The sequence below is a fragment of the Sorangium sp. So ce302 genome, from assembly GCF_051530145.1.
Classification (GTDB): domain Bacteria; phylum Myxococcota_A; class Polyangia; order Polyangiales; family Polyangiaceae; genus Sorangium; species Sorangium cellulosum_B.
In genome coordinates, this window is sequence record NZ_CP150326.1 from 5,124,664 (window position 1) to 5,144,904 (window position 20,241).

Sequence of the window (20,241 nt, forward strand, 5' to 3'; positions counted from 1 at the left end):
ATCACGCGATGGACCGAGAGCACGTCGTCCGCCGCATCGAGGAGATCGGCGTCGTCCCCGTGGTGCGCGCGTCGAGCGGCGCGCTCGCCGTGCGCGCCGGTCGCGCGCTGTGCGCGGGAGGGATCGAGGTCCTCGAGATCACGATGACAATCCCGGACGCCCTCGCCGTGATGCATGAGATCACCTCACGGATGGGGAGTAACGTCCTCGTCGGCGCGGGTACGGTGCTCACCGCGGACGCAGCCCGCGGGTGCATCGAGGCCGGCGCGCAGTTCATCGTGAGCCCGGGGCTCAACCTCGAGGTCATCCGCGCGGCGCGCGAGCTCGGGAAGGCGGTCTTCCCCGGGGCGCTCACCCCGACCGAGGTGATCGCCGCGTGGAGCGCCGGCGCCGACGCGGTGAAGGTGTTCCCGTGCTCCGCGATGGGCGGCGCCAAGTACCTGCGCGCGCTGCGGGGGCCGCTCCCGCACGTGAAGCTGCTGCCGACCGGCGGGGTCAACCTCGCGACCGCGCGCGAGTTCATCGAGGCCGGCGCCGTGGCGCTCGGCGTCGGCGGCGAGCTCGTCGACGCCGCGGCGCTCGAGGCCGGCCGCGACGAGGTCATCACGGAGCGCGCGCGTGAGTTCCTGTCCGTCGTCCGGTCCGCGCGGGCCGGGCTCGAGAAGAGCGCCTGAGCGGGGCCGCCGCGAGGCGCTGGAGGAAGCATGAGTGTTCTGAAGAAAAGCGATGTCCCGAGCCTGGCCCGCGTGTCGGGCGATGCGGTGGAGTTCTTCACGCCCGAGCCGGGGCTGAAGCGCTGGGTGCTGGCCCACAACCCCAACCTGATGCTCGTCGAGCACCACATGGAGATCGGCTGGGCCGGGGCGCGCCACAGCCACCCCCACGATCAGCTGGTCTACGTCATCTCAGGACACCTCAAGTTCTCCTGCGGAGACGAGGAGTTCGAGGCGCGGTCCGGGGACAGCTTCGTGGTCCGCGGGGGCGTCGAGCACCAGGCCTGGGCGTTCGAGCCGTCCGTCGTGCTCGACGTGTTCACTCCCGCGCGCGAAGAGTACATGCCCTGAGCGCGGGAATCCGGTCAGCCTTTCAGTTCACCAAGATCATCCTGTCTTTTCGACGGGCCCTGCGACCGACGCAGCGGCCCTGTGCGATCGAGGAGCCTATGAAACGCAGAACGTTCGCGATGTCGATCCTCTTGCCCCTCGCGCTGGCCGCCTGCGGCGGGGACAGCGAGCCGGGCCCTGGTCCCGGCCCGGAAGTGCCGCCCGAGATGGTCCCGTACGTCGACGCGATGAAGCGCGCGGCCACCTTCATGAGCGAGGAGGTCGCGTACAAGGGTGGTTACGTGTGGAGCTACCTTCCGGATCTCTCGCGGAGCTGGGGCGAGATGGAGGCGAAGCGCACGATGCTGTGGGTGCAGCCGCCCGGCACGCCGTCGATGGGGCACCTCTACCTGGACGCTTACCACGCCACCGGCGACGAGCTCTATTACAAGGCTGCCGAGCAGGTCACGCTCGCCCTGATCGAGGCCCAGCACGAGGCCGGCGGCTGGAACTACATCTATGACTTCGCGGGCGAGGAGTCGCTCAAGGACTGGTACGACACCATCGGCAAGAACGGCTGGCGGCTCGAGGAGTTCCAGCATTACTACGGCAACGCGACGTTCGACGACGCGGGCACCGCCGTGGCCTCCCAGCTCCTCCTGCGCATGTACCTCGAGAAGAAGGACGAGCGGCTCCGCGAGCCCCTCTACAAGGCGATCCGCTTCGTCACCGAGAGCCAGTACGAGGGAGGCGGCTGGCCGCAGCGCTTCCCGCTGATGGGCAAGGGCGGCCAGCCCGACTACACGAGCCACATCACCTTCAACGACGACGTGGCCGGAGAGAACATCAAGTTCCTGATCATGTGCCACCTCGCGCTGGGCGAGTCGCAGCTGCTCGGGAACATCGAGCGCGCCATGGACAACTTCGTCGCGTTGCAGCAGCCCGCGCCGCAGCCCGCGTGGGGCCTTCAGTTCACGCAGGACGGCAAGCCGGCCGGGGCGCGGACCTACGAGCCGGAGGCGCTGACCACCCACACGACGGCCAACAACATCCAGCAGCTGCTCAATTTCTACAACCTGACCGGGGACGAGAAGTACATCGCCCGCGTGCCCGAGGCGCTGGACTGGCTGGACAAGGTCAAGCTGCCGCCGGAGCTCGTGGAGATCTTCCCCGACCGAACACACCCCACGTACATCGAGATCGGGACCGACGTGCCGCTCTACGTCCACCGGCGCGGCTCGAACGTCGTCAACGGCGAGTATTACTTCGACAAGGACCCCGCGAAGCCCATCGGCCACTACGGGCAGGCGCGCAAGCTCGACGTGGACGCCATGCGCGCCCGCTACGAGGAGCTCGCGGCGATGTCGCCCGAGGAGCTGGCGGCGGGCTCGCCCCTCAAGATCGCGGGGCCGGTGGAGCTCCCGCGGTACTTCTCGCTGCGCGAGGTGAAGCTCGACGACCTGTACGCGGGCGCCACGATGACGACCGCGCCGGTGACCGAGGAGGAGGCGCTGAAGCTCGTCGGAGAGCTCAACGCGGAGGGATACTGGCCGACCAAGATCACCATGATCACGAACCCCTACGTCGGCCCTGGCACGGATGAGCCTTATCTCGAGGACGCGTACGCCACCACGCACGTCGGCGATCGCAACGATACCTCGCCTTACGACCCGACCAAGGCGCCGGCGACCTACCCGGCCGAGGAGTCGCCGACGGGCATCTCGGTGGAGGGCTTCATCAAGAACATGGGCGTCCTCATCGCCCATGTCGCGCCCGTGAAGTAGCCTCGACTTGGGCACAGCTGGCCGGTGTCAGACAGCCGTGTCCAAGCACGCTCCGCATCTCTCGCGCACAGAGAGCGCGATCGTCACAGGGAGCCGGCAAGACCCAGGATCGCGCCGCCCTGCACCGGAACGAACAGCGGCGTGACAGCGAGGTCTTGCACGGACCGCCACGCCGCATTCCTCACGGGTCCCCTGACCGTCTCAATGCTCAAGCCGGCAATGTCGATGGCGCCCGAAAGGTGCAGCCCGGCGGCGGCGCCGATCATGAGGTGCCGCGGGGCGGGGGCATTTTCCCCCTTAGCGCCTCACGGCCGGGCCAGGTGCCGATGCCGACCGATGATGCCGTCGCGTCGAGCAGCGAGGACGCGCGGTCCTGGGCGCGCGCCGTGGCATCCCGCGTGCTTGGAAGCCCGGGACCACGCGCGATCCCGGTGTCGCGATGCCGGACGGTCAGCGCCGGCGCGCGGTCGTGCAAGGAGTCGACTTATGAAATTGCTTACGATCGTCTTGTCGGTGCTGAGCGTGGCTGTGGCCGGGCTCGGGTGCGGTAGCAGCGCGAGCGACGGCGCTGAAGATGAAGGAGCGAGCTCCGGCGGGACCGGCGGCGCGGGCCCCGCCGCGGTCACGGGAGGCGGCGGCCAGGGGGCGACCACCGCAGGACAGGGGGGCGGGGCGGCCACCTCCGCAGGAACGGGCGGATCGCCGGCCGTCTCCTCCTGCGCCAGCTCCTCGACGGGCGTCGGCGGCATGGATCAGCCGCCCTCGGGCGACGACCTCTACGTCGCCCCCGACGGCGCGGAGGACAACCCCGGAACCATCGACGCGCCCACGACGCTGCACAAGGCGATCACCCTGGTGCAGCCGGGGCAGACCATCTACCTGCGCGGGGGCGAGTACCTCTACGTCCCGACGGTGGAGATCGCCTACGGGAACGACGGGACGCCCGAGCAGCGGAAGCGCCTGTTCGCCTATCCCGGCGAGAAGCCTGTGCTCGAGTTCAAGGACCAGTACTACAAGAAGGGCGACCCGGCCAGCCCGCGCGGCGTCGAGCTGCACGGCAGCTACTGGCACATCCAGAGGATCGAGATCGCCAACGCCGGCGACAACGGCCTCTTCATCTCGGGGCACCACAACGTCATCGAGCGCTGTGTCTTCCACCACAACCGGGACTCGGGCCTCCAGCTCGGCGGCCGGCTGGGCGAGCTGGATACCCCGGAGGAGGAGTGGCCGTCGGGCCTTCGACAACGGCTACGAGGAAGGCGGGTACATGAGCACGCCGCCGCCGGTCCCGTACATGGGCAACGGCAACGGCTTCAAGATGGGCGGGAGCAACGGCCTTGCGTCCGACCACGTGATCACCCGCTCCGTCGCGTTCGGCAACAAGGTCCGCGGCTTCGACGAGAACAACAATGTCGGCAACATCACGGTGAAGAACTGCACCGGATGGCTGAACGGATCCATGAACTTCGCGTTCGGCGAGGGCGGGTTCCACACGTTCATCAACAACATCTCGCACGCGAGGAAATCCAGCGACGAGCCGGTCGGCAACGCGGTCTCGAACGCGTTCGAGGGCGCCACCGACGCCGACTTCCTCAGCCTCGATCGCGCGCTGGCCAAGGCCCCACGCAACCCGGACGGCAGCCTCCCCGCGACCGATTTCCTGCGGCTCGCCCCGGGGAGCCAGTTCGTCGACGCGGGGTTGGCCGAGGGCCTCGCGCTGCCCTTCGCCGGCGCTGCGCCCGACCTCGGCGCCTTCGAGGTCGAGTGAGCCCAGAGGCGGCCCGGGCGGGGGCGACTGCGCAATGGTCTTTCTTCACGCTTTCAGGAGGCAATCATGCGGTATGAGAGGTCGAATCGTTTCACCCCCTTTGCAGCGGCCCTCGTCGCGCTCTGCGGCGCGGGAGGCTGCGCGGCGTCGGGGGACGACGGCGATGCAACCGGCGCGGGCGGCGCGTCGTCGTCCGGGGCCGGGACGAGCGGGCCGTCGTCGACGAGCGGCGGCGCAACGAGCAGCGGCGGCACGACCGGCGGCGGCACGACGAGCAGCAGCGGGACCACGGGCACCGGGGGAGGCGCGACCAGCGGCACGGGCGGCGGGGGTGCGGGCGGGGGCGGCGGCCAGGGTGCGGGCGGCTCGGGCACCGTCGACGGTTGTCCCGCCAGCGCGCCGATCGGGTGGGCGGGCGAGAGCGGCCACGGCGTGGCCACCACGACGGGCGGCCTCGGCGGGATGACGGTCACGGCGACCACGACCGCGCAGCTCGTCGAGTACGCCGAGAGCCCCGAGCCGCTGATCATCCAGATCTCCGGCGACATCGACATCAGCGGCGTGGACGTCGACGTGGCGTCGAACAAGACGCTGATCGGCGCGAGCCCCGACGCGACCCTCCGGGGCCGCCTCCAGATCCGGGGGAAGTCGATCGACACCCCGATCCAGAACGTCATCATCCAGAACCTCAAGATCGACGCCAGCTCGACCACGGACGACGGGATCCAGATCCACTTCGCCCACCACGTCTGGGTGGATCACGTGGAGATCTGGGACGGGCTGGACGGCAACCTCGACGTCGTCCACGGCTCGGACCTCGTGACCGTCTCGTGGTGCAAGTTCCACTACACGAGCAACGCGCCGGATCCCGCGCACCGCTTCTCGAACCTGGTCGGCCACAGCAACAACAACAGCGACGAGGACACAGGGAGGCTCCGCGTCACGTTCCATCACAACTGGTGGGCCGACGGCGTGATCGAGCGCATGCCCCGCGTCCGCTTCGGCGAGGTCCACGTCTTCAACAACTACTACTCGGCGGCCGGCAACAACTACGCCATCGGGGGCGGCCTCCAGGCCAGGCTCCGGATCGAGAACAACTACTTCGACGGGGTGAAGGACCCGCACGTCTTCTACGACGGCGAGCCGACCGCGCAGATCGTGGCGAGCGGGAACGCCTATATCGGCATGTCGGACACCACCCGGAAGGACGCGGGGCAGGGGAGCGCGTTCGCCCCGCCTTACACCGTCGCTCTGGGCACGGCCGACGCCTCGCTGAAGGACGTCGTGACACGGTGCGCTGGTCCGAGATAGCGGCGCCTGCGAACAGCACACCTCATCGACGACGCAGAGCCCCGCGCCCTGGCACCGCGCGTGCTTCGGAGGCCCATGACCACGCGCCATCCCGATGACTCGATGCCAGCGGCGCGAGGCCGGGACGCGGCGGTGGAAGGAGCCGACGACTTATGAAATTGCTTCCAATTGCCTTGGCGATGCTGAGCGTGGCTGCGGTCGGGCTCGGGTGCGGCAGCAGCCCGAGCGACGGGGGAGAAGAAGGTGAAGGGGCGAGCTCCGGCGGCAGCTTCGGCTCCGGCTCCGGCGAGGGAGGCTCGCTGGACATCGGCGGCGGGATCGGGCCCGGATCGAGCGGCGCGGGCGGCGCCAGTCCCACGGGCGGAGGCGGAGCGTGCGCCACCCAGACGGCGGCGGCGTCGCTTCAGCCGGTGTACCTGGCGTTCGCGTTCGACGTGTCGGGCAGCATGGGCAAGGGCGACAAGGACTGGCACGACAAGGACCTCAAGTGGGATCCTGTGGTCGCTGCGACCAAGCAGTTCTTCTCGGATCCCGGGTCCGAAGGGCTGACGGCCTCGCTCTCGTTCTTTCCCGCCGACGACGACAAGTGTTCTGTCGAGATCTACGCGACGCCGGACGTGCCGCTCACGCCGCTCCCCTCGGACGCCTTCGCCGAGGCGATCGCCGCGATCGAGCCGGCGAGCTCGGACGACTGGCGCGGCGGCACGCCGACCGCGTGGGTGATGCGGGGCACGAGCGGGTTCATCGAGGCGCAGCGGCAGCAGAACCCCGGGAAATACGCGATCGTGCTCGTGACGGACGGCTACCCGCAGGGCTGCGACGAGGCCTCCGACACGATCGACGCCGTCGTGGCCGACGCCCAGGCGGCGCTGGCGGAGGGGGTCCCGACCTACGTCATCGGGGTCGAGAACCCGCCGATCGAGGGCGCACCGGACACCCTCGACGACCTGCACGAGATCGCCGCAGCCGGCGGCACCGAGGGCGCCGTGCTCATCGACACCGGCGATCCGTCGCAGACCACGGCCGCTTTCAAGACGGCGGTCGACCGGATCCGCGGCGCCTCGGTCTCGTGCACGATGGCGATCCCGCTCCCGCCGAACGGGAGCGCGTTCGACAAGGAGAAGGTCCGCGTGCTCTACACGAGCGGATCGAGCGCGACCACGGAGCTCGTGTACGACCAGAGCTGCGCGACCGAGGGCGCCTGGCGCTACGACGAGCCCGCGAGTCCGACGCAGATCGTGCTGTGTGCCGACGCGTGCACCACGGTCCAGGCGGACATGGTGGCGAAGCTGAGCGTCGATTTCACCTGCGAGAGCGTGATCGAGGTTCCCCTGTAGCCGCAGGCCGCCGCGCCTCTGCCGCGCCGCGCCTGCGGGGCGCTCGGCCTCGCCTACCGGCGCGCGCGCGCCGCCAGCCCGACCCATGTCAACGGTGAGTTGACACTGTGGACACACCCAGTTGCTTCTCCACCGGTCCACCTCGGCAGGGGCGGTCAGACACCCATCTGCCGCGTCGAGCGCCCTCGCCGCTGCCCGGCGTCATTGGCCGCCTGACGCGAGCGCGGCGCGCAGGTTACCGTCCAGCAACGCTGCCGAGATGTTGTAGAACAGAGCCACCATGGCACCTGCTCAGGAGCGCGAGCGGCGGACCCTCGATCGATACACGCTCCATGGCGTGATCGCCTCCGGGGGGATGGCCTCCGTCCATTTCGGGCGGCTCGTGGGCGCGCATGGCTTTGCCCGCACTGTCGCGATCAAGCGCCTGCACCCGCAGTTCGCCAGGGACCCCGAGTTCTCGTCGATGCTCCTCGACGAGGCGCGGCTCGCGGTGCGCATCCGCCACCCGAACGTCGTCACGACGCTCGACAGCGTCCAGGCCGACGACGAGCTCTTCGTGGTCATGGAGTACATCGCGGGGGAATCGCTCTCGAGCCTGCTGCGCGAGGCGGGCAGGCGAGGGGCCCGGGTGCCGCAGCCCGTCGGCTCGGCCATCATCGCCGGCGCCCTCGCGGGCCTGCACGCGGCGCACGAGGCGACCGACGAGGAGGGCGCCGCGCTCCAGATCGTCCACCGCGACGTGTCGCCGCAGAACCTCCTCGTCGGCGAGGACGGCATCGCGCGCGTGCTCGATTTCGGCATCGCGCGGGCGGCGGTGCGGAGCCAGGTGAGCCGCGTCGGGCAGCTCAAGGGCAAGCTCAGCTACATGGCGCCGGAGCAGCTGCGCGGAGCCCCCCTGACCCGCCGCGCCGACATCTACGCTGCTTCTGTGGTCCTGTGGGAGGTGCTCACCGGGCGGCGGCTGTTCACGGGGGAGTGCGACGCGGAGATCTTCGGGCGGATCCTCGAGGGCGTCGTCCAGCCGCCGAGCGTGTACGGCGACGTGCCGAAGGCGCTCGACGAGGTGGTGCTCCGCGGCCTCGACAGGGATCCTGCTCGGCGTTACGCGACCGCGCTGGAGATGGCGGCTGCGCTGGAGGAGGCGCTGCCGCCGGCGAGCCCGCGCGCGGTGGGAGCGTGGGTCGAGGCGACGGCGGGGACGCTCCTCGAGGCGCGGGCGAAGAGCCTCGCCGCGATCGAGACGTCGCAGCGGATCGCGGCCCCAGCGCCGCCGCCGCCGAGACCCGCCGCCGTGGACGACGCGTCGCCGCGGGACGTCGAGGCGCGCCTCGCGCAGCCGTCTGGCGGCCGCGGGCGCGCGCTGCGGACCTCGGTGACGGTTCCGACGATGACGAGGACGGTCGAGGACATGGCGCGGCCCGTGGTGTCGGCGCTCGCGACGCCGGTCGCCGCGGCGGCGCCGCCGCGGCTGGCGAGCGCGCAGCTCGTCCGCGCCTCCACGCTCGCGCTCGGGGCCAGCGCGCTGGTGCTCGCCGTGGCCCTCGGCAGGAGCTGTAGCGTGCGTCCAGAGCCCGATGCGCCGCAGGACGAGCGCGCTGGCGCCGGCGAGTCCTCGCGGTCCGTCGCGCCGCCGTCAGCGCTCGCGCCGCCTGCCGCGAGCGTGGGGGCGCCGGAGGTGCCTGCGGAGGCGCCTGCGGCCTTGTCGGCGGCGTCCGCGGCGGCGCCTGAGGCATCGGCGGCCTCGCCGGTGCCAGCCGCGCCGGGGGCCTCCGCGAGCGCCGTCGTGGCGCCGGCGCCGACCGCGCGCGCGGCCGCGCCGGATCGCGCCGCGGGCGTGCGCGCCGCTTCCCCCGCGCGCAGCGCGCGGCCGCGATCGCGCTGCGTGCCTCCGTACTATCTGGACGCCAACGGCATCCGGCGGATCAAGCGAGAGTGCCTGTGAACGACGGAAGCGTGTAGCCTGCGCTGCGATGAAAGGGCGCCTCCTCGCCGCCTTCGCCGCGGCTGCCACGCTCCTTGCGGGCCCACGCGCCCGCGCTCAGGGCGTGGGAGAGACGTGCGCGGCCTCGTACGAGCAGGCGCAGCAGCTCCTCCGCGACAGGGCGCTGCTGCGCGCCCGCGCCGAGCTCCGCGTCTGCGTGAGCTCGTGCCCGGCGACGCTCGCCCGCGACTGCCAGAGCTGGAGCGAGCAGGTCGAGCGCGACATGCCCAGCGTCGCGCTGTCGGCCACGTCCGCGGACGGCCGCGCGCCGGGCCGGGTCCGGGTGCTCCTCGACGGCGCGCCGCTGCTCGACGCGCTCCCGGAGGACCCGATCGAGCTCGATCCCGGGCGCCATACGCTGACCTTCGAGGACGCGGCGGGGACGCGGGTCGCCGCCGTGGTCACGCTGCCGCCGGGCGACAAGGCGCTGCCGATCGCTGTGCGCTTCCCGGCGCCGACGCCGGCGCCGTCGCGCCCCGCGGCCGTCGCCGACGCGCCGCCGGTGCGACAGCGCTGGCCGCTCGTGCTCGTCGGCGTCGGCGCGGCGGGGCTCGGCGTGGGCGCGTTCCTCGGCGTCAAGGGGCACCTCGATCGGAGCGAGCTCCGCACGCGGTGCGCGCCCGGGTGCCCGGCGGAGGACGTCGAGGCGATCGATCTCACGTGGAAGGCCGGCGCGATCTCCGCGGGCGTGGGGTTCCTCGCGGCCGGCCTGGGCGCGGTGCTCTACTTCCAGCTCGATCCCGTCGCGCCCGCCGCGCCGGTCGCGAGCTTCTCGCTCTCGCCGGGCGGCCCCGGGCTCTCGCTCCGCGGCGCGTTCTGAGCGCCGCGCCGTAGCGCTCCATCAGCCCTTGCTGCGGATGCCGTAGCGCTCCATCAGCCGGTGGACGAGCTGCCGGGAGACGCCCATCGACGCGGCGGCCCGCGCCACGTTGCCGCCGCTCTCCCGGAGCTTCATCGCGATGTACGTGCGCTCGAACTGCTCGACGACCATGTCGCGCGCCTCGCGGAGCGGCAGCGCGACGAACTGGCCGACGCCCATGTCGGCGGGCCGCGGCGCCACCTTGACGATCGCCTCCTCGGCGAGGTGCGGAAACAGCATGAGCCGCGCGACGGTGTTGCGGAGCTCGCGCACGTTGCCGGGCCAGTGGTGCCCGCGGAGCAGCTCCAGCGCGTTCGGCGGCAGGTCGGCGAGCGAGCGCGGAGGCACCTGCGCCGCGAGGAAGCGCTCGACGAGCAGCGGGATGTCCTCCTTGCGCTCGCGCAGCGGGGGCACGACGGTCTCGACGACGGCGAGCCGGTAGTAGAGATCCTCGCGGAACGCGCCCGACGCGACGCGGCCCTGGAGATCGCGGTGCGTGGCGGCGATCACGCGGGCGTCGAACGACGTGTACGCGGCGGCGCCGATGCGCCGCACCTGGCGGGCCTCGAGCGCGCGCAGGAGCTTCGGCTGGAGATCGAGCGGGAGCTCGCCGATCTCGTCGAGGAAGAGCGTGCCGCCGCTCGCCTCCTCGAGCAGGCCGGCGCGCGCGCCCTGGGCGCCCGTGAACGCGCCCTTCGTGTAGCCGAAGAGCTCGGCCTCGATGAGGTTCGGGGCGACGGCGCTGCAGTCGAACACGACGAAGGGGCCGCCGCTGCGCGGGCTCGTCGCGTGGATGGCGCGGGCGAGGACCTCCTTGCCGGTGCCGGACTCGCCGAGCAGGAGGATCGTCTCCGAGGTGGCCGCGGCGCGCTCGAGGCGGGCGAAGAGCGCGCGCATGGGGACGCTGCTGCCGAGGGCCTCGCCGAAGCTGGCCGAGGTGGAGAGCGGGACGACGACAGGGGCGCCGCCGACGCGCACGGTGAGGGGCACGCCGCCCAGGGAGGCCACGGCGCTCGGGGTGAGGAAGCCCTCGACGATCAGGACATCGTTGATGAACGTGCCGTTCTTGCTGCCGAGGTCGGTCAGGACGACCCCGCGCGGCGAGAACCGGAGCTGGCAGTGGCGGCGTGAGACGCGGGAGTCGGGGATGATGACGTCGCACTCGCCGCTCGTTCCGAGCACGAGAGGCGCGACGCCGAGGGCGGCCTCGATCGGCGGGCTCTTCTGCGGGGTGACGAAGATGCGCAGGTCCGGGAGCTCGACCGCGTCGCTTCGGAGGGTCGTGATCGTCCGGGTGGGGTCGTGCATTGATCGCGCGGGAGGGGGACGGGGCAGCATCTCCGAATTTCCGGCAGATTTCCAGCGCGCGGTGCGTCCCGGGCGCTGGGCGCACCGCCGCCGGGGTATCCTCGTGAGGTGCTCGAGTTCACGCAGTCCGAGGCCAAGATCCTGTCTCAGTGCGTCACCCGGTTCACGGATGCGTTCCGCCGCGACGTGGCGGACGTGATCCGGCACGAGTTCCGCGGCTACGAGCCGCCGGAGGTGACGGAGCTGATCGGACAGCTGAGCCTCCTCGGGCGGCAGCTCGAGCTGCGCCCGCCGCACGCGCAGATCCACGACACGCAGGGCCCGCTGCTCAAGCGCATCCTGATCGACCTCCGGCGCGACAGCGCCACGGCGATCGAGGAGCCGCTCCAGAAGGCCGTGAACGCCGAGACGATCCGGCACCTCCGGCGCGAGGTCCACGGGCTGGAGCAGCTGATGGCCGCGCCCTGGTTCGCGGCCACGCGCGCGCTCAAGGTGCCGCAGCTCACCGACTACATGTCGATCCGGCACGCCGAGGCCGTGATGCCGGAGGCGCCGCCGCTCCGCCCGCGCGAGTACGACGAGAAGTTCCACATCCTCGAGGCGCCCGGGCTCTTCCTGCCCGATCTGGCGCACTACCGGGCGCGCTGCGCGCTGCGCGGCGCCTCGATCGCCGTGGCGTTCATCGACATCGACGACTTCAAGGCGTTCAACGTCCAGCACACCGAGACCGCGGTCGATCTCCACGTGCTCCCGCCGCTCATGGAGAGCATCGAGGCGCACGTCTTCGCGCACGGGCACGCGTACCGGTTCGGCGGCGACGAGTACATGATCACGCTGCCCAACGCGACGCGCGCGTGGGCGGTGGACTTCCTGCGCGCGCTCCAGGAGCGGCTCGCCCGCCGCCGCTACCGCCGCGTCGAGCGGTCGCCCACGATCTCGGCCGGGCTGTGCGTCGCCGACGTCGACTGCTTCCTGACGGATCGCGAGATCCAGGGGCGCGCCAACCTCGCGAAGAACCACGCGAAGGCCACGGAGAAGGGCAGCGTCGCCACGTACGACGGGGAGCTGTTCCGCCCCGAGGATCTGGTGCTCGCGTGAGGCCGGACGGCTGGATCGCGGCGGGCGAGGCGCGCGCCGACGGCGACGCGCCGCCGGAGGCCCCGGACGGCCTGGTCCTGCCCGAGCCGCTGTGGGGCGCGGTGCGCGCGGCCTACGGCGAGCCCGGGCGCGCGTACCACGACCTGGCGCACGTGGGCGAGGTGCTCCGCCGGGTGGGCGAGGTCGCCCGCGACGTCGGCTGGCGGAGGCCGCGGGAGGTGTTCCTGGCCGCGCTCTTCCACGATGCCGTGTACGTGCCCGGCCGCCACGACAACGAGGCGCGCAGCGCGGAGCTCGCGCGCGAGGCGGTGGCGCGCTGGCTGCCCGGCGAGGGGCTCGACGCGGGCCTCATCGAGCGGCTCATCCTGCTCACGGCGCGCCACGGGGCCCTCGGGCCGGCGGACGTCGGCGAGGAGGAGGCCCTCTTCCTCGATTGCGACATGGCCATCCTGGGCAGCGACGCGGCGGCGTTCGACGCGTACGACCGGGCGATCGCCGCGGAGTACAGCGCCGTGCCGCCCGAGCTCTACGCCGCAGGCCGGCGGCGCTTCTTCGAGAAGCTGCTCGCGACCGAGCGGATCTTCCTCTCGCCGTACTTCCACGCCCGCCTCGAGGCGAGCGCGCGCGACAACCTGCGCCGGAAGCTCGACGCGGGCGCGTAGCGGCGCTGCGCGGGGGTCGTCGGTGGACGGGGGTCGTCGGTGGACGGCGCGGTCGTCACGGGCGCGGCGGCCCGCGCCGCCGGGTCGCGCCTGGGTGCAGGGGGGCAGCGACGCTGGCGCGCGCTGCCCCTCGCGCGATCACCAGCTCTTCACGTCGCTCTTGCCCACGCGGCACGTGGCGGTGTCCCACTGGCTCGCGCCCCCGTGGAGCTTCTCGGACTCGCCCATGTGATCGGTGACGGCCCTGTACTCCTGGCAGATCTTCGGCTTGTCGTCGTCCGCGTCGTAGCCCCCCTTGACGTAGAGGTTCGTGATCGTGACCGTGTCGCCGTAGTTCTGGTTCGCGCCGGCGATCGTCGTCTTCACCCGGTCCACCCTGACGTTGTCGATGATCAGGTGCCGCGGGCCGCCGTTCGCGGTGCAGTCGCCGCACGAGCGCCAGAGCTTCCCGAAGTCGGCGATGTACGAGTTCGTGACGATGGTCGTGGAGCCGCCCTTGGCGTTGTGCTGGAAGATCTTGTCGGCCGAGTGCAAGGCGATGGAGCTGTTGATGTGCATCGTCGCCCCGTCGGCGCTGTTGGTCGCCGCGTCCTCGCAGACGTCCTCCCAGTAGACGTGATCGAGCGTGCAGTCGCCCTTGCAGACGATTCCGTTGCCGCCGGGGAGGCCGCCGGCGATGATGAGGTTCTTCACGGTGACGCCGTCCTCGACCTCGAACACGGTCTTCTGGCCCTCGCCGTCGTCGCAGTCCTCCGTGTTGTTCACGCCGATCTTCTGGTTGTTGAAGTCGTAGACGTCCTGCCCGCCGTGGGCGGCGTTCTTGAGCACCGTCGTCTGGGTCCTGATCTCGCCGTTGCCGTTCGTGGGCGTCGGGATCTCCATCGGGAGCTCGTCGCCGAGCGGCTCCTCCCCACCCGTGCCGCTGCTCGTGGTGCTCGCGGCCGTGGTGCTGGAGCTGCTCGTGGTGCTCGCGGCCGTGCTGCTGGAGCTGCTCGTGGTGGTGGCGCTGCTCGTGGTCGCGCTGCTCGTGGTGCTCGCGGCGGTGCTGCCGCCGCCGGCGCCGCCTGTGGTGCTGGTGCTCCCGCCGGTCGCGGCGGTGCTGCTGCTCGAGCTGCTGCCTCCCTGGCCGTCGTCCGGGGTCGCCGCGTCGTCCGAACAGCCGAGCTGGATGGCTCCAGCGGCGCCGATCACGAGCAGCAAAGTGAAAGCCGACTTCATTCCTAATCTCATGTCGCTACCTCTCGTTCTGGAATCATGATGGGCGACCCGCGGCCCGGCGGTGGCGGCCGCCGAACTGGGCCGGCGCTGCGCCTCCGCCGCGACATAGGCAACGACAATGCCACTTGCCTGGAACCGCCTACCGCCGGTTCACGGTGTGCCCGGGAGCCCGCGCAGCGCTCGTGGCGTGGGCGTCCTCATGGCGGCGCGTCGTAGCGCCGCGACGTCAACCACGGGTTGACGTGCTTGACGGCAATGACGACTCCCGTCTGACGTATCCCCTCGAATTTTTCGGGAAGATTCACAGGGAGGCGGGGAGACGGGGAGTAAAATCCCACCAATCTCCCCCGCTTCCTTGTTCAATTTTCCGCTCGAATGCCAGCAAGATGAGGGATCGGTCAGGACTCCCGTGTCAACCGCACGTCATGCGCCGCGCCGCGGCCGGGCGGCGCTGGGGGCGCGGGGGCGACCGCCAGCGCGGGGGCTCCGGCGCTCAGCCTTTCCAGCCGGGCGGCGGCTTGGCGAAGCCGGTCTCGGCGGGGAAGGGGCTGGCGGTCTCGCGCTGGTGCAGCCCCTCCACGTCGATGCCGAGCGCCCTCAGCCCGTCGCGTTGCTCGTAGCGGATCACCAGCACGGCGGCGGGCTTGGGGGTCGCCCGGGTGAACTCCGTCGACGTGATGCGCGACTCGCGCCGCTCGCCGAAGCTCGTGCCCAGCCCCTTTGGCGCCGCGGGGGCCGGAGCGGCGCCCGGCACGGGGGCGCGCAGCGGACCAGCGGGCGCGGGCGGCCCAAACCCCGGAGCCGGTGGCGGCAGCCCGCCGCCCTGCGGCCCGCCGAACGCCGGCGGAGGTGGCGTGAAGGGAGGCAGTGGTGGCGGCGGCGGGGGCGCGAGCTCCTCGAACACCGCCAGGCCGATGACACCCACGTTGCGGGGCTTGCCGATCTGCGCGGCGTACGACTGCTCGATGCTCCCGAACCGGAACGTCGCGACCTCGGTGTGGCTGATGCGGAACCCGGTGAAATCGAACGACTCGTGCGCCCTGATCACCATGCCGCGGGCGTCGTACGACGCGTCCTTGCCGCTCTGCACGTCGAGGCCATCGACGGTGGGCACCACCTCGACGCGCGCGCCCGTCAGGTTCCGCACGCGCAGCGCATAGCGCTGGCCTGATCGTCCCTCGACATAGGTCGACTCTCGATGGACGTACTCCCGCGTCGGCGTGAGCGCGCCGCCCTCCTCGACGAGCAGCTCCACCTCGACGATCCCCTTCAGGTCTCGCATCTCGATGCCCCTCTCCCTGAGCCGTCGCGCGCCCTCGCGCGCCGGCAAGCGTCCAGGCACTACGTGAACCCGCTCGGCGCCAGCGTGTCAAGGCGCCGGTCGGGCGCGGGCCTCGCTGCCCGCTCGCTTCCCCATACCGCCCGCCCGCGGCTCGCGCTATCAACGCACCTGCGTGAGGCGCGGGCGACGTTCGCCGCCCTCGGTTTTAGCGCGCTTCGCGCGTTTCGCATGTTTCGCATGGTCGCCGCATGATCGCCGTGGTCGCAGAGAAGCCCGCCGTCGCCCGTGACATCGCCGCGGTGCTCGGGGCATCGAAGCGCGCCGAGGGCTTCCTCGAGGGCGGCGGCTACGTCGTCACGTGGGCGATCGGGCACCTCGTCGCCATCGCCGAGCCGCACCAGATCGACCCCGCCTGGAAGCGCTGGCGCCTCGACCTCCTCCCGATGCTGCCCGGGCAGTTTCCGCTCGTCGTCCTCCCCGGGACGCGGGCCCAGTTCGAGATCGTCCGGAAGGTCCTGGGCCGGCGCGACGTCGAGCGCGTCGTCTGCGCCACGGACGCCGGCCGCGAGGGCGAGCTCATCTTCCGGTACCTCTACGAGGCGGCCGGATGCAAGAAGCCGGTCGAGCGGCTCTGGATCTCGTCCCTCACGCCCGACGCCATCCGCGACGGGCTCCGTCGGCTGCGGGACGCGCGCGGCTACGACGGCCTCGCCGACGCGGCGCGCGGGCGCAGCCGGGCGGACTGGCTCGTCGGCATGAACCTCTCGCGCGCCTACAGCCTGGTCTTCGACCAGGATCTCTCGGTCGGCCGCGTGCAGACGCCGACGCTGTCCATGGTCGTCGAGCGCGAGCTCGCGATCCGGCGGTTCGTCCCCGAGCCGTACCTCGAGGTCGTCGCGACCTTCTGCCCGCTCCGGGAGGACGGCTCGGGCGCGGCCGACGAGTCCTACAAGGGCACGTATTTCAACGACAAACCGCTCCCGGGCCAGCCGCCGGGCGCCGGCGAGGGGGCGAATGCCGGCGAGCGGCCGAATGCCGGCGAGCGACCCGAGACCGCGCCGTCGCGGAGGCGCCTGCCCCCGGACGGCGAGGAGGCGCGGCGCATCGTCGAGCGGGCCCGGCGCGGCGAGGCGCGCATCGAGGCGGTCCGGTCGGAGTCTCGCCGCCTCCCGCCGCCGCTGCTCTACGACCTGACCGAGCTCCAGCGGCACGCCAACCGCCTTTACGGCTTCTCTGCGCAGAAGACGCTGGAGGTGGCCCAGGCGCTGTACGAGCGCAGGAAGCTCATCAGCTATCCGCGCACCGACAGCCGGCACCTCTCGACGGACGTCGCGGCCACGCTCGGCGCGGTGGTGCAGGCGATCGAGGGCTCGTATCGGGGGATGCTCGCCCCGGGGACGGGGGCTCGGCCGCTCGGCAAGCGCTTCGTCGACGACGGCAAGGTCGGGGATCACCACGCCATCATTCCCACGGGGGCTCGGTCCTCGCGCGCGGAGCTCTCGACCGACGAGCAGAAGATCTTCGATCTCATCTGCCGGCGCCTCCTCTCGGCGTGGCACGAGGATCACGTCACGTCGATCACCACCGTCATCACCGCGATCACCACGCGCGGCGGCGCGGGCGCGCGCGGCGGCGAGCCGATCGTGGACCGCTACCACAGCGCGGGCAGCGTCGTGGAGAAGGTCGGGTGGAAGGTGCTCGACATCGGCTTCGGCAAGCCGCCGGCGAAGCCGCGTAAGAAGGGCGAATCGGACGGCGATGGACGCGATGCGCGCGACGGGGAGGGCGGGGAGGGCGAGCGCGAGACCGCGGATCAGCGGCTCCCGCCGGGCCTCGCGAGGGGGCAGGTGCAGCTCGTGCTCGACGCGGAGGCGCAGGCCAAGAAGACGCGTCCGCCGCCGCGCTTCACCGAGGCCACGCTGCTCACCGCCATGGAGACCGCGGGCCGCAGCCTCGAAGAGAAGGAGCTCTCCGAGGCGATGAAGGACTCGGGCCTCGGCACGCCGGCCACGCGGGCCGCGATCATCGAGACGCTCCTCCGGCGCGAGTACATCGTGCGCAAGGGCAAGCTGCTGCACGCGACCGACAAGGGCGTCGGGCTGATCGAGGTCGTCCACGCGGACGTGAAGAGCCCCGCGATGACGGGCGCCTGGGAGGCGAAGCTCGCCCGCATGGCCCGGGGCGGGGGCGATCTGCCGTCGTTCATGGCGGGCATCGAGTCGTACGTGCGCCAGGTGGTGGCGGAGGTGAGCGCGGGGCGGCGCGCGGCCGGGGACGGTGCGCTTTCCCCGGAGGCCGGGGCGTCGCCGTTTCAGGAGCGCGGCGAGGCGCGGTCGCGCGCGAAGGGGGGCCGCGCCGCGGCCGCCGCGCCGGGGACCGGTCGAGGCCGCGAGGCGACGCCTCACCGCGCTCCGGGCAGCAGCGCAGGGCTCGCGCCGGGCGAGGCATCGGCTGGCACGCTGCAGGCGGTCGCGGCGGCTGCAGCATCGCCGCCGGCTCGGGCGCAGGCGCGGTCGCGTGCGGCGGCGCCGTCGCCAGCGCGACCCGCGGCGGCGACGGCGCGACGTGTGGCCGTAGCGCCGGCGCCCGCGCGACCTGCGGCAGCGACGTCGCCGCCGGCGCGACCGGCGGCCGTAGCGCCGTCGCCCGCGCGTGCGGCGGCCATCGGGTCCTTCCCGGCGCGTGGGGCGGGCACGGCGTCCTCGCCGGCGGTCGCCTCGTCTCCAGCGCGCCGGCCGGAGGATCTCGTCGAGCTGCTCCACCAATGCTTCGGCTTCAGCGCCTTCCGCCCCTACCAGGAGGCCGTCTGCCGGACGGCGGCCGCGGGGAGCGACGTGCTGCTCGTCATGCCGACCGGCGCCGGTAAATCGCTCTGTTACCAGCTCCCCGGCATCGCCCGAGGCGGCACGACGCTCGTCGTGAGCCCGCTCATCGCGCTCATGGAGGATCAGGCCTCGAAGCTCCGGGCGTGCGGCTTCGCCGCCGAGCGGATCCACTCCGGCCGGAGCCGCGCCGAGTCGCGGAAGGCCTGCATCGATTACCTCGAAGGCGCGCTCGACTTCCTCTTCATCGCCCCCGAGCGGCTCCGCGTGCCCGGGTTCCCCGAGCTGCTCGCCCGCCGGAAGCCCGTGCTCGTCGCCGTCGACGAGGCCCATTGCATCTCGAAATGGGGCCACGACTTCCGACCTGATTACCGGATGCTCGGTCAGCGCCTCCCGGCGCTCCGGCCCGCGCCGGTCATCGCGCTGACCGCCACCGCCACGCCGGTCGTGCAGGACGATATCGTCGAGCAGCTCGGCCTCGCGTCCGCGGCGCGGTTCATTCACGGCTTCCGGCGGAGCAACCTGGGTATCGAGATCCTCGAGGTCAGCCCGGGAGAGCGCCTAGCCCGGGTGCGCGCGCTGCTCGGACAGGAGGGCCGGACGCCGGCCATCGTCTACGCCGGGACGCGGAAGGACGCCGAGGCGCTCGCCGCCGGCCTCTCGGAGGATCTCCCGGCCGAGGCGTACCACGCGGGCCTCGCCCCCCCGGTGCGCGACCGGATCCAGGCGGCCTTTCTGGACGGCAGCACCGAGATCATCGTCGCCACGATCGCCTTCGGTATGGGCATCGACAAGCCCGATGTCCGCACGGTCGTCCACGCCGGGCTGCCCGGGAGCGTCGAGGGGTATTACCAGGAGATCGGCCGGGCTGGCCGCGACGGGCACCCCTCGCGGGCCGTGCTGATGCACTCGTATGTCGACCGGCGAATGCACGAGTTCTTCCACGAGCGCGACTACCCTGATTCGGCGATGCTCCAGCGGATCGAAGAGGTCCTGTCGGAAGAGCCCCGCCCGAAGGAGGCGATCCTGGGCGATCTCGGCATCGATCCCGATGTGGCGGACAAGGCCCTCGAGAAGCTCTGGATCCACGGCGGCGCGCGCGTGGATCCGGACGGGGGTATCGCCCTGGGCGAGCCGGGGTGGCGCGGGCCCTACGAGGCGCAGCGGCGCCACAAGCTCGCCGAGCTCGTGCAGATGGCGCGGTTCACCGAGGGCCACGGCTGTCGCATGCTCCACCTGGTCCGCCATTTCGGCGACCAGGAGGACACGGGCGAGCCCTGCGGCCTCTGCGACGTCTGCGCGCCGGCCGCCTGCGCCGCGCGGGAGTTCCGGGCGCCGAGCCGCGACGAGGCGCAGGCGATCGCGAAGATCCTGGCGGCGCTCCGCGAGAGCGAGCAGCCGACCGGCCGGCTCTACCGCGAGGCGTTCGCCGACGGCTCGCTAGAGCGGCGCGACTTCGAGCACCTCCTCGGCGGGCTCGTGCGGGCGGGCCTCGTCTGCGTGCGCGAGGACTCGTTCGAGAAGGCGGGCGAGCTCATCACGTACCAGCGCGCGTCGCTCACGTCGCGCGGCCTCCTCGGCGGGCCGCGCGGCACGAGCGACGTCCCGCTCGCGAAGCTCCCGCCGAAGGTGAAGAAGCGGCAGAGCGCGAAGTCCTCGGACGCGCGGAGGGCGTTCTTCGCCCGCAAGGCGCAGCGGAAGAAGGGCCGATCGCGCTGAGCGGCGCGCGGGCAGCGCTCAGCGGAAGATGCCGAAGTGACCGAGCGCC

At 72.0% G+C, this 20,241-nt stretch carries 16 protein-coding genes; 12 read left to right on the plus strand and 4 right to left on the minus strand.

Features of this window, described 5'->3' with window-relative positions; genetic code table 11:
* The first annotated feature begins 8 nt into the window (after nucleotides 1–8).
* From WME73_RS19425 to WME73_RS19435, 3 genes are all read left to right on the plus strand, one after another.
* Entirely contained in the window at nucleotides 9–674 is a 666-nt protein-coding gene (locus tag WME73_RS19425) for a bifunctional 4-hydroxy-2-oxoglutarate aldolase/2-dehydro-3-deoxy-phosphogluconate aldolase (RefSeq protein ID WP_437917412.1), read from the plus strand.
* A 30-nt stretch (nucleotides 675–704) separates the two neighbouring features.
* Nucleotides 705–1,064 (plus strand): cupin domain-containing protein, encoded by a 360-nt coding sequence (locus WME73_RS19430; RefSeq protein ID WP_437916679.1) that lies wholly within the window; start codon nucleotides 705–707, stop codon nucleotides 1,062–1,064.
* A 98-nt stretch (nucleotides 1,065–1,162) separates the two neighbouring features.
* A complete protein-coding gene (locus WME73_RS19435) occupies nucleotides 1,163–2,827 on the plus strand; it encodes a pectate lyase (RefSeq protein ID WP_437746896.1) in 1,665 nt (554 codons plus the stop codon).
* A gap of 83 nt (nucleotides 2,828–2,910) precedes the next feature.
* Here WME73_RS19435 and WME73_RS19440 read toward each other — a convergent pair whose 3' ends face one another.
* Nucleotides 2,911–3,093, minus strand: coding sequence for a hypothetical protein (locus WME73_RS19440; RefSeq protein ID WP_437746897.1), 183 nt, complete (start codon nucleotides 3,091–3,093; stop codon nucleotides 2,911–2,913).
* A gap of 1,001 nt (nucleotides 3,094–4,094) precedes the next feature.
* Between WME73_RS19440 and WME73_RS19445 the strand changes: the two genes are divergently transcribed.
* The 5 genes from WME73_RS19445 to WME73_RS19465 all read left to right on the plus strand — a co-directional run bounded on the left by WME73_RS19445 (nucleotide 4,095) and on the right by WME73_RS19465 (nucleotide 10,044).
* Nucleotides 4,095–4,595, plus strand: a complete 501-nt coding sequence (locus tag WME73_RS19445; protein WP_437916681.1) for a hypothetical protein — start codon at nucleotides 4,095–4,097, stop codon at nucleotides 4,593–4,595.
* Nucleotides 4,596–4,661: 66 nt separating this feature from the next.
* Entirely contained in the window at nucleotides 4,662–5,906 is a 1,245-nt protein-coding gene (locus tag WME73_RS19450; RefSeq protein ID WP_437746899.1) for a pectate lyase family protein, read from the plus strand.
* A 152-nt stretch (nucleotides 5,907–6,058) separates the two neighbouring features.
* Nucleotides 6,059–7,243, plus strand: coding sequence for a vWA domain-containing protein (locus WME73_RS19455; protein ID WP_437916682.1), 1,185 nt, complete (start codon nucleotides 6,059–6,061; stop codon nucleotides 7,241–7,243).
* A 280-nt stretch (nucleotides 7,244–7,523) separates the two neighbouring features.
* Nucleotides 7,524–9,185, plus strand: coding sequence for a serine/threonine-protein kinase (locus tag WME73_RS19460; RefSeq protein WP_437916684.1), 1,662 nt, complete (start codon nucleotides 7,524–7,526; stop codon nucleotides 9,183–9,185).
* A gap of 28 nt (nucleotides 9,186–9,213) precedes the next feature.
* Complete coding sequence (locus tag WME73_RS19465; protein ID WP_437916686.1) at nucleotides 9,214–10,044, plus strand: hypothetical protein; 831 nt, start codon at nucleotides 9,214–9,216, stop codon at nucleotides 10,042–10,044.
* A 21-nt stretch (nucleotides 10,045–10,065) separates the two neighbouring features.
* On the opposite strand, the gene WME73_RS19470 is transcribed toward WME73_RS19465, so the two are convergent.
* Nucleotides 10,066–11,391 (minus strand): sigma 54-interacting transcriptional regulator, encoded by a 1,326-nt coding sequence (locus tag WME73_RS19470; protein ID WP_437916688.1) that lies wholly within the window; start codon nucleotides 11,389–11,391, stop codon nucleotides 10,066–10,068.
* A 108-nt stretch (nucleotides 11,392–11,499) separates the two neighbouring features.
* Between WME73_RS19470 and WME73_RS19475 the strand changes: the two genes are divergently transcribed.
* Both WME73_RS19475 and WME73_RS19480 read left to right on the plus strand, forming a co-directional pair.
* Nucleotides 11,500–12,489 carry a diguanylate cyclase gene (locus tag WME73_RS19475; RefSeq protein ID WP_437872816.1) on the plus strand — a complete coding sequence of 330 codons (990 nt, stop codon included), beginning with the start codon at nucleotides 11,500–11,502 and terminating at the stop codon, nucleotides 12,487–12,489.
* Nucleotides 12,490–12,503: 14 nt separating this feature from the next.
* Nucleotides 12,504–13,151: an HD domain-containing protein gene (locus WME73_RS19480; RefSeq protein WP_437917413.1), complete on the plus strand. Its 648-nt coding sequence runs from the start codon at nucleotides 12,504–12,506 to the stop codon at nucleotides 13,149–13,151.
* A 138-nt stretch (nucleotides 13,152–13,289) separates the two neighbouring features.
* On the opposite strand, the gene WME73_RS19485 is transcribed toward WME73_RS19480, so the two are convergent.
* Nucleotides 13,290–14,033: a pectate lyase gene (locus WME73_RS19485; protein WP_437916690.1), complete on the minus strand. Its 744-nt coding sequence runs from the start codon at nucleotides 14,031–14,033 to the stop codon at nucleotides 13,290–13,292.
* A 34-nt stretch (nucleotides 14,034–14,067) separates the two neighbouring features.
* On the opposite strand from WME73_RS19485, the gene WME73_RS19490 reads away from it, so the two are divergent.
* Nucleotides 14,068–14,409: a hypothetical protein gene (locus WME73_RS19490; RefSeq protein WP_437916692.1), complete on the plus strand. Its 342-nt coding sequence runs from the start codon at nucleotides 14,068–14,070 to the stop codon at nucleotides 14,407–14,409.
* Nucleotides 14,410–14,862: 453 nt separating this feature from the next.
* Here the strand turns inward: WME73_RS19490 and WME73_RS19495 are convergent, their stop codons facing one another.
* Nucleotides 14,863–15,651: a hypothetical protein gene (locus WME73_RS19495; protein ID WP_437916694.1), complete on the minus strand. Its 789-nt coding sequence runs from the start codon at nucleotides 15,649–15,651 to the stop codon at nucleotides 14,863–14,865.
* Nucleotides 15,652–15,899: 248 nt separating this feature from the next.
* On the opposite strand from WME73_RS19495, the gene WME73_RS19500 reads away from it, so the two are divergent.
* Complete coding sequence (locus tag WME73_RS19500; protein ID WP_437916696.1) at nucleotides 15,900–20,192, plus strand: DNA topoisomerase 3; 4,293 nt, start codon at nucleotides 15,900–15,902, stop codon at nucleotides 20,190–20,192.
* The last annotated feature ends 49 nt before the right edge of the window (nucleotides 20,193–20,241 follow it).

Bases quoted from the DNA above. Each gene is read 5' to 3' on its own strand.
- WME73_RS19425 (WP_437917412.1), top strand. From the start codon at position 9: ATGGACCGAGAGCACGTCGTCCGCCGCATCGAGGAGATCGGCGTCGTC.
- WME73_RS19430 (WP_437916679.1), top strand. From the start codon at position 705: ATGAGTGTTCTGAAGAAAAGCGATGTCCCGAGCCTGGCCCGCGTGTCG.
- WME73_RS19435 (WP_437746896.1), top strand. From the start codon at position 1,163: ATGAAACGCAGAACGTTCGCGATGTCGATCCTCTTGCCCCTCGCGCTG.
- WME73_RS19440 (WP_437746897.1), bottom strand. From the start codon at position 3,093: ATGATCGGCGCCGCCGCCGGGCTGCACCTTTCGGGCGCCATCGACATT.
- WME73_RS19445 (WP_437916681.1), top strand. From the start codon at position 4,095: ATGAGCACGCCGCCGCCGGTCCCGTACATGGGCAACGGCAACGGCTTC.
- WME73_RS19450 (WP_437746899.1), top strand. From the start codon at position 4,662: ATGCGGTATGAGAGGTCGAATCGTTTCACCCCCTTTGCAGCGGCCCTC.
- WME73_RS19455 (WP_437916682.1), top strand. From the start codon at position 6,059: ATGAAATTGCTTCCAATTGCCTTGGCGATGCTGAGCGTGGCTGCGGTC.
- WME73_RS19460 (WP_437916684.1), top strand. From the start codon at position 7,524: ATGGCACCTGCTCAGGAGCGCGAGCGGCGGACCCTCGATCGATACACG.
- WME73_RS19465 (WP_437916686.1), top strand. From the start codon at position 9,214: ATGAAAGGGCGCCTCCTCGCCGCCTTCGCCGCGGCTGCCACGCTCCTT.
- WME73_RS19470 (WP_437916688.1), bottom strand. From the start codon at position 11,391: ATGCACGACCCCACCCGGACGATCACGACCCTCCGAAGCGACGCGGTC.
- WME73_RS19485 (WP_437916690.1), bottom strand. From the start codon at position 14,033: ATGGAGATCCCGACGCCCACGAACGGCAACGGCGAGATCAGGACCCAG.
- WME73_RS19495 (WP_437916694.1), bottom strand. From the start codon at position 15,651: ATGCGAGACCTGAAGGGGATCGTCGAGGTGGAGCTGCTCGTCGAGGAG.
- WME73_RS19500 (WP_437916696.1), top strand. From the start codon at position 15,900: ATGATCGCCGTGGTCGCAGAGAAGCCCGCCGTCGCCCGTGACATCGCC.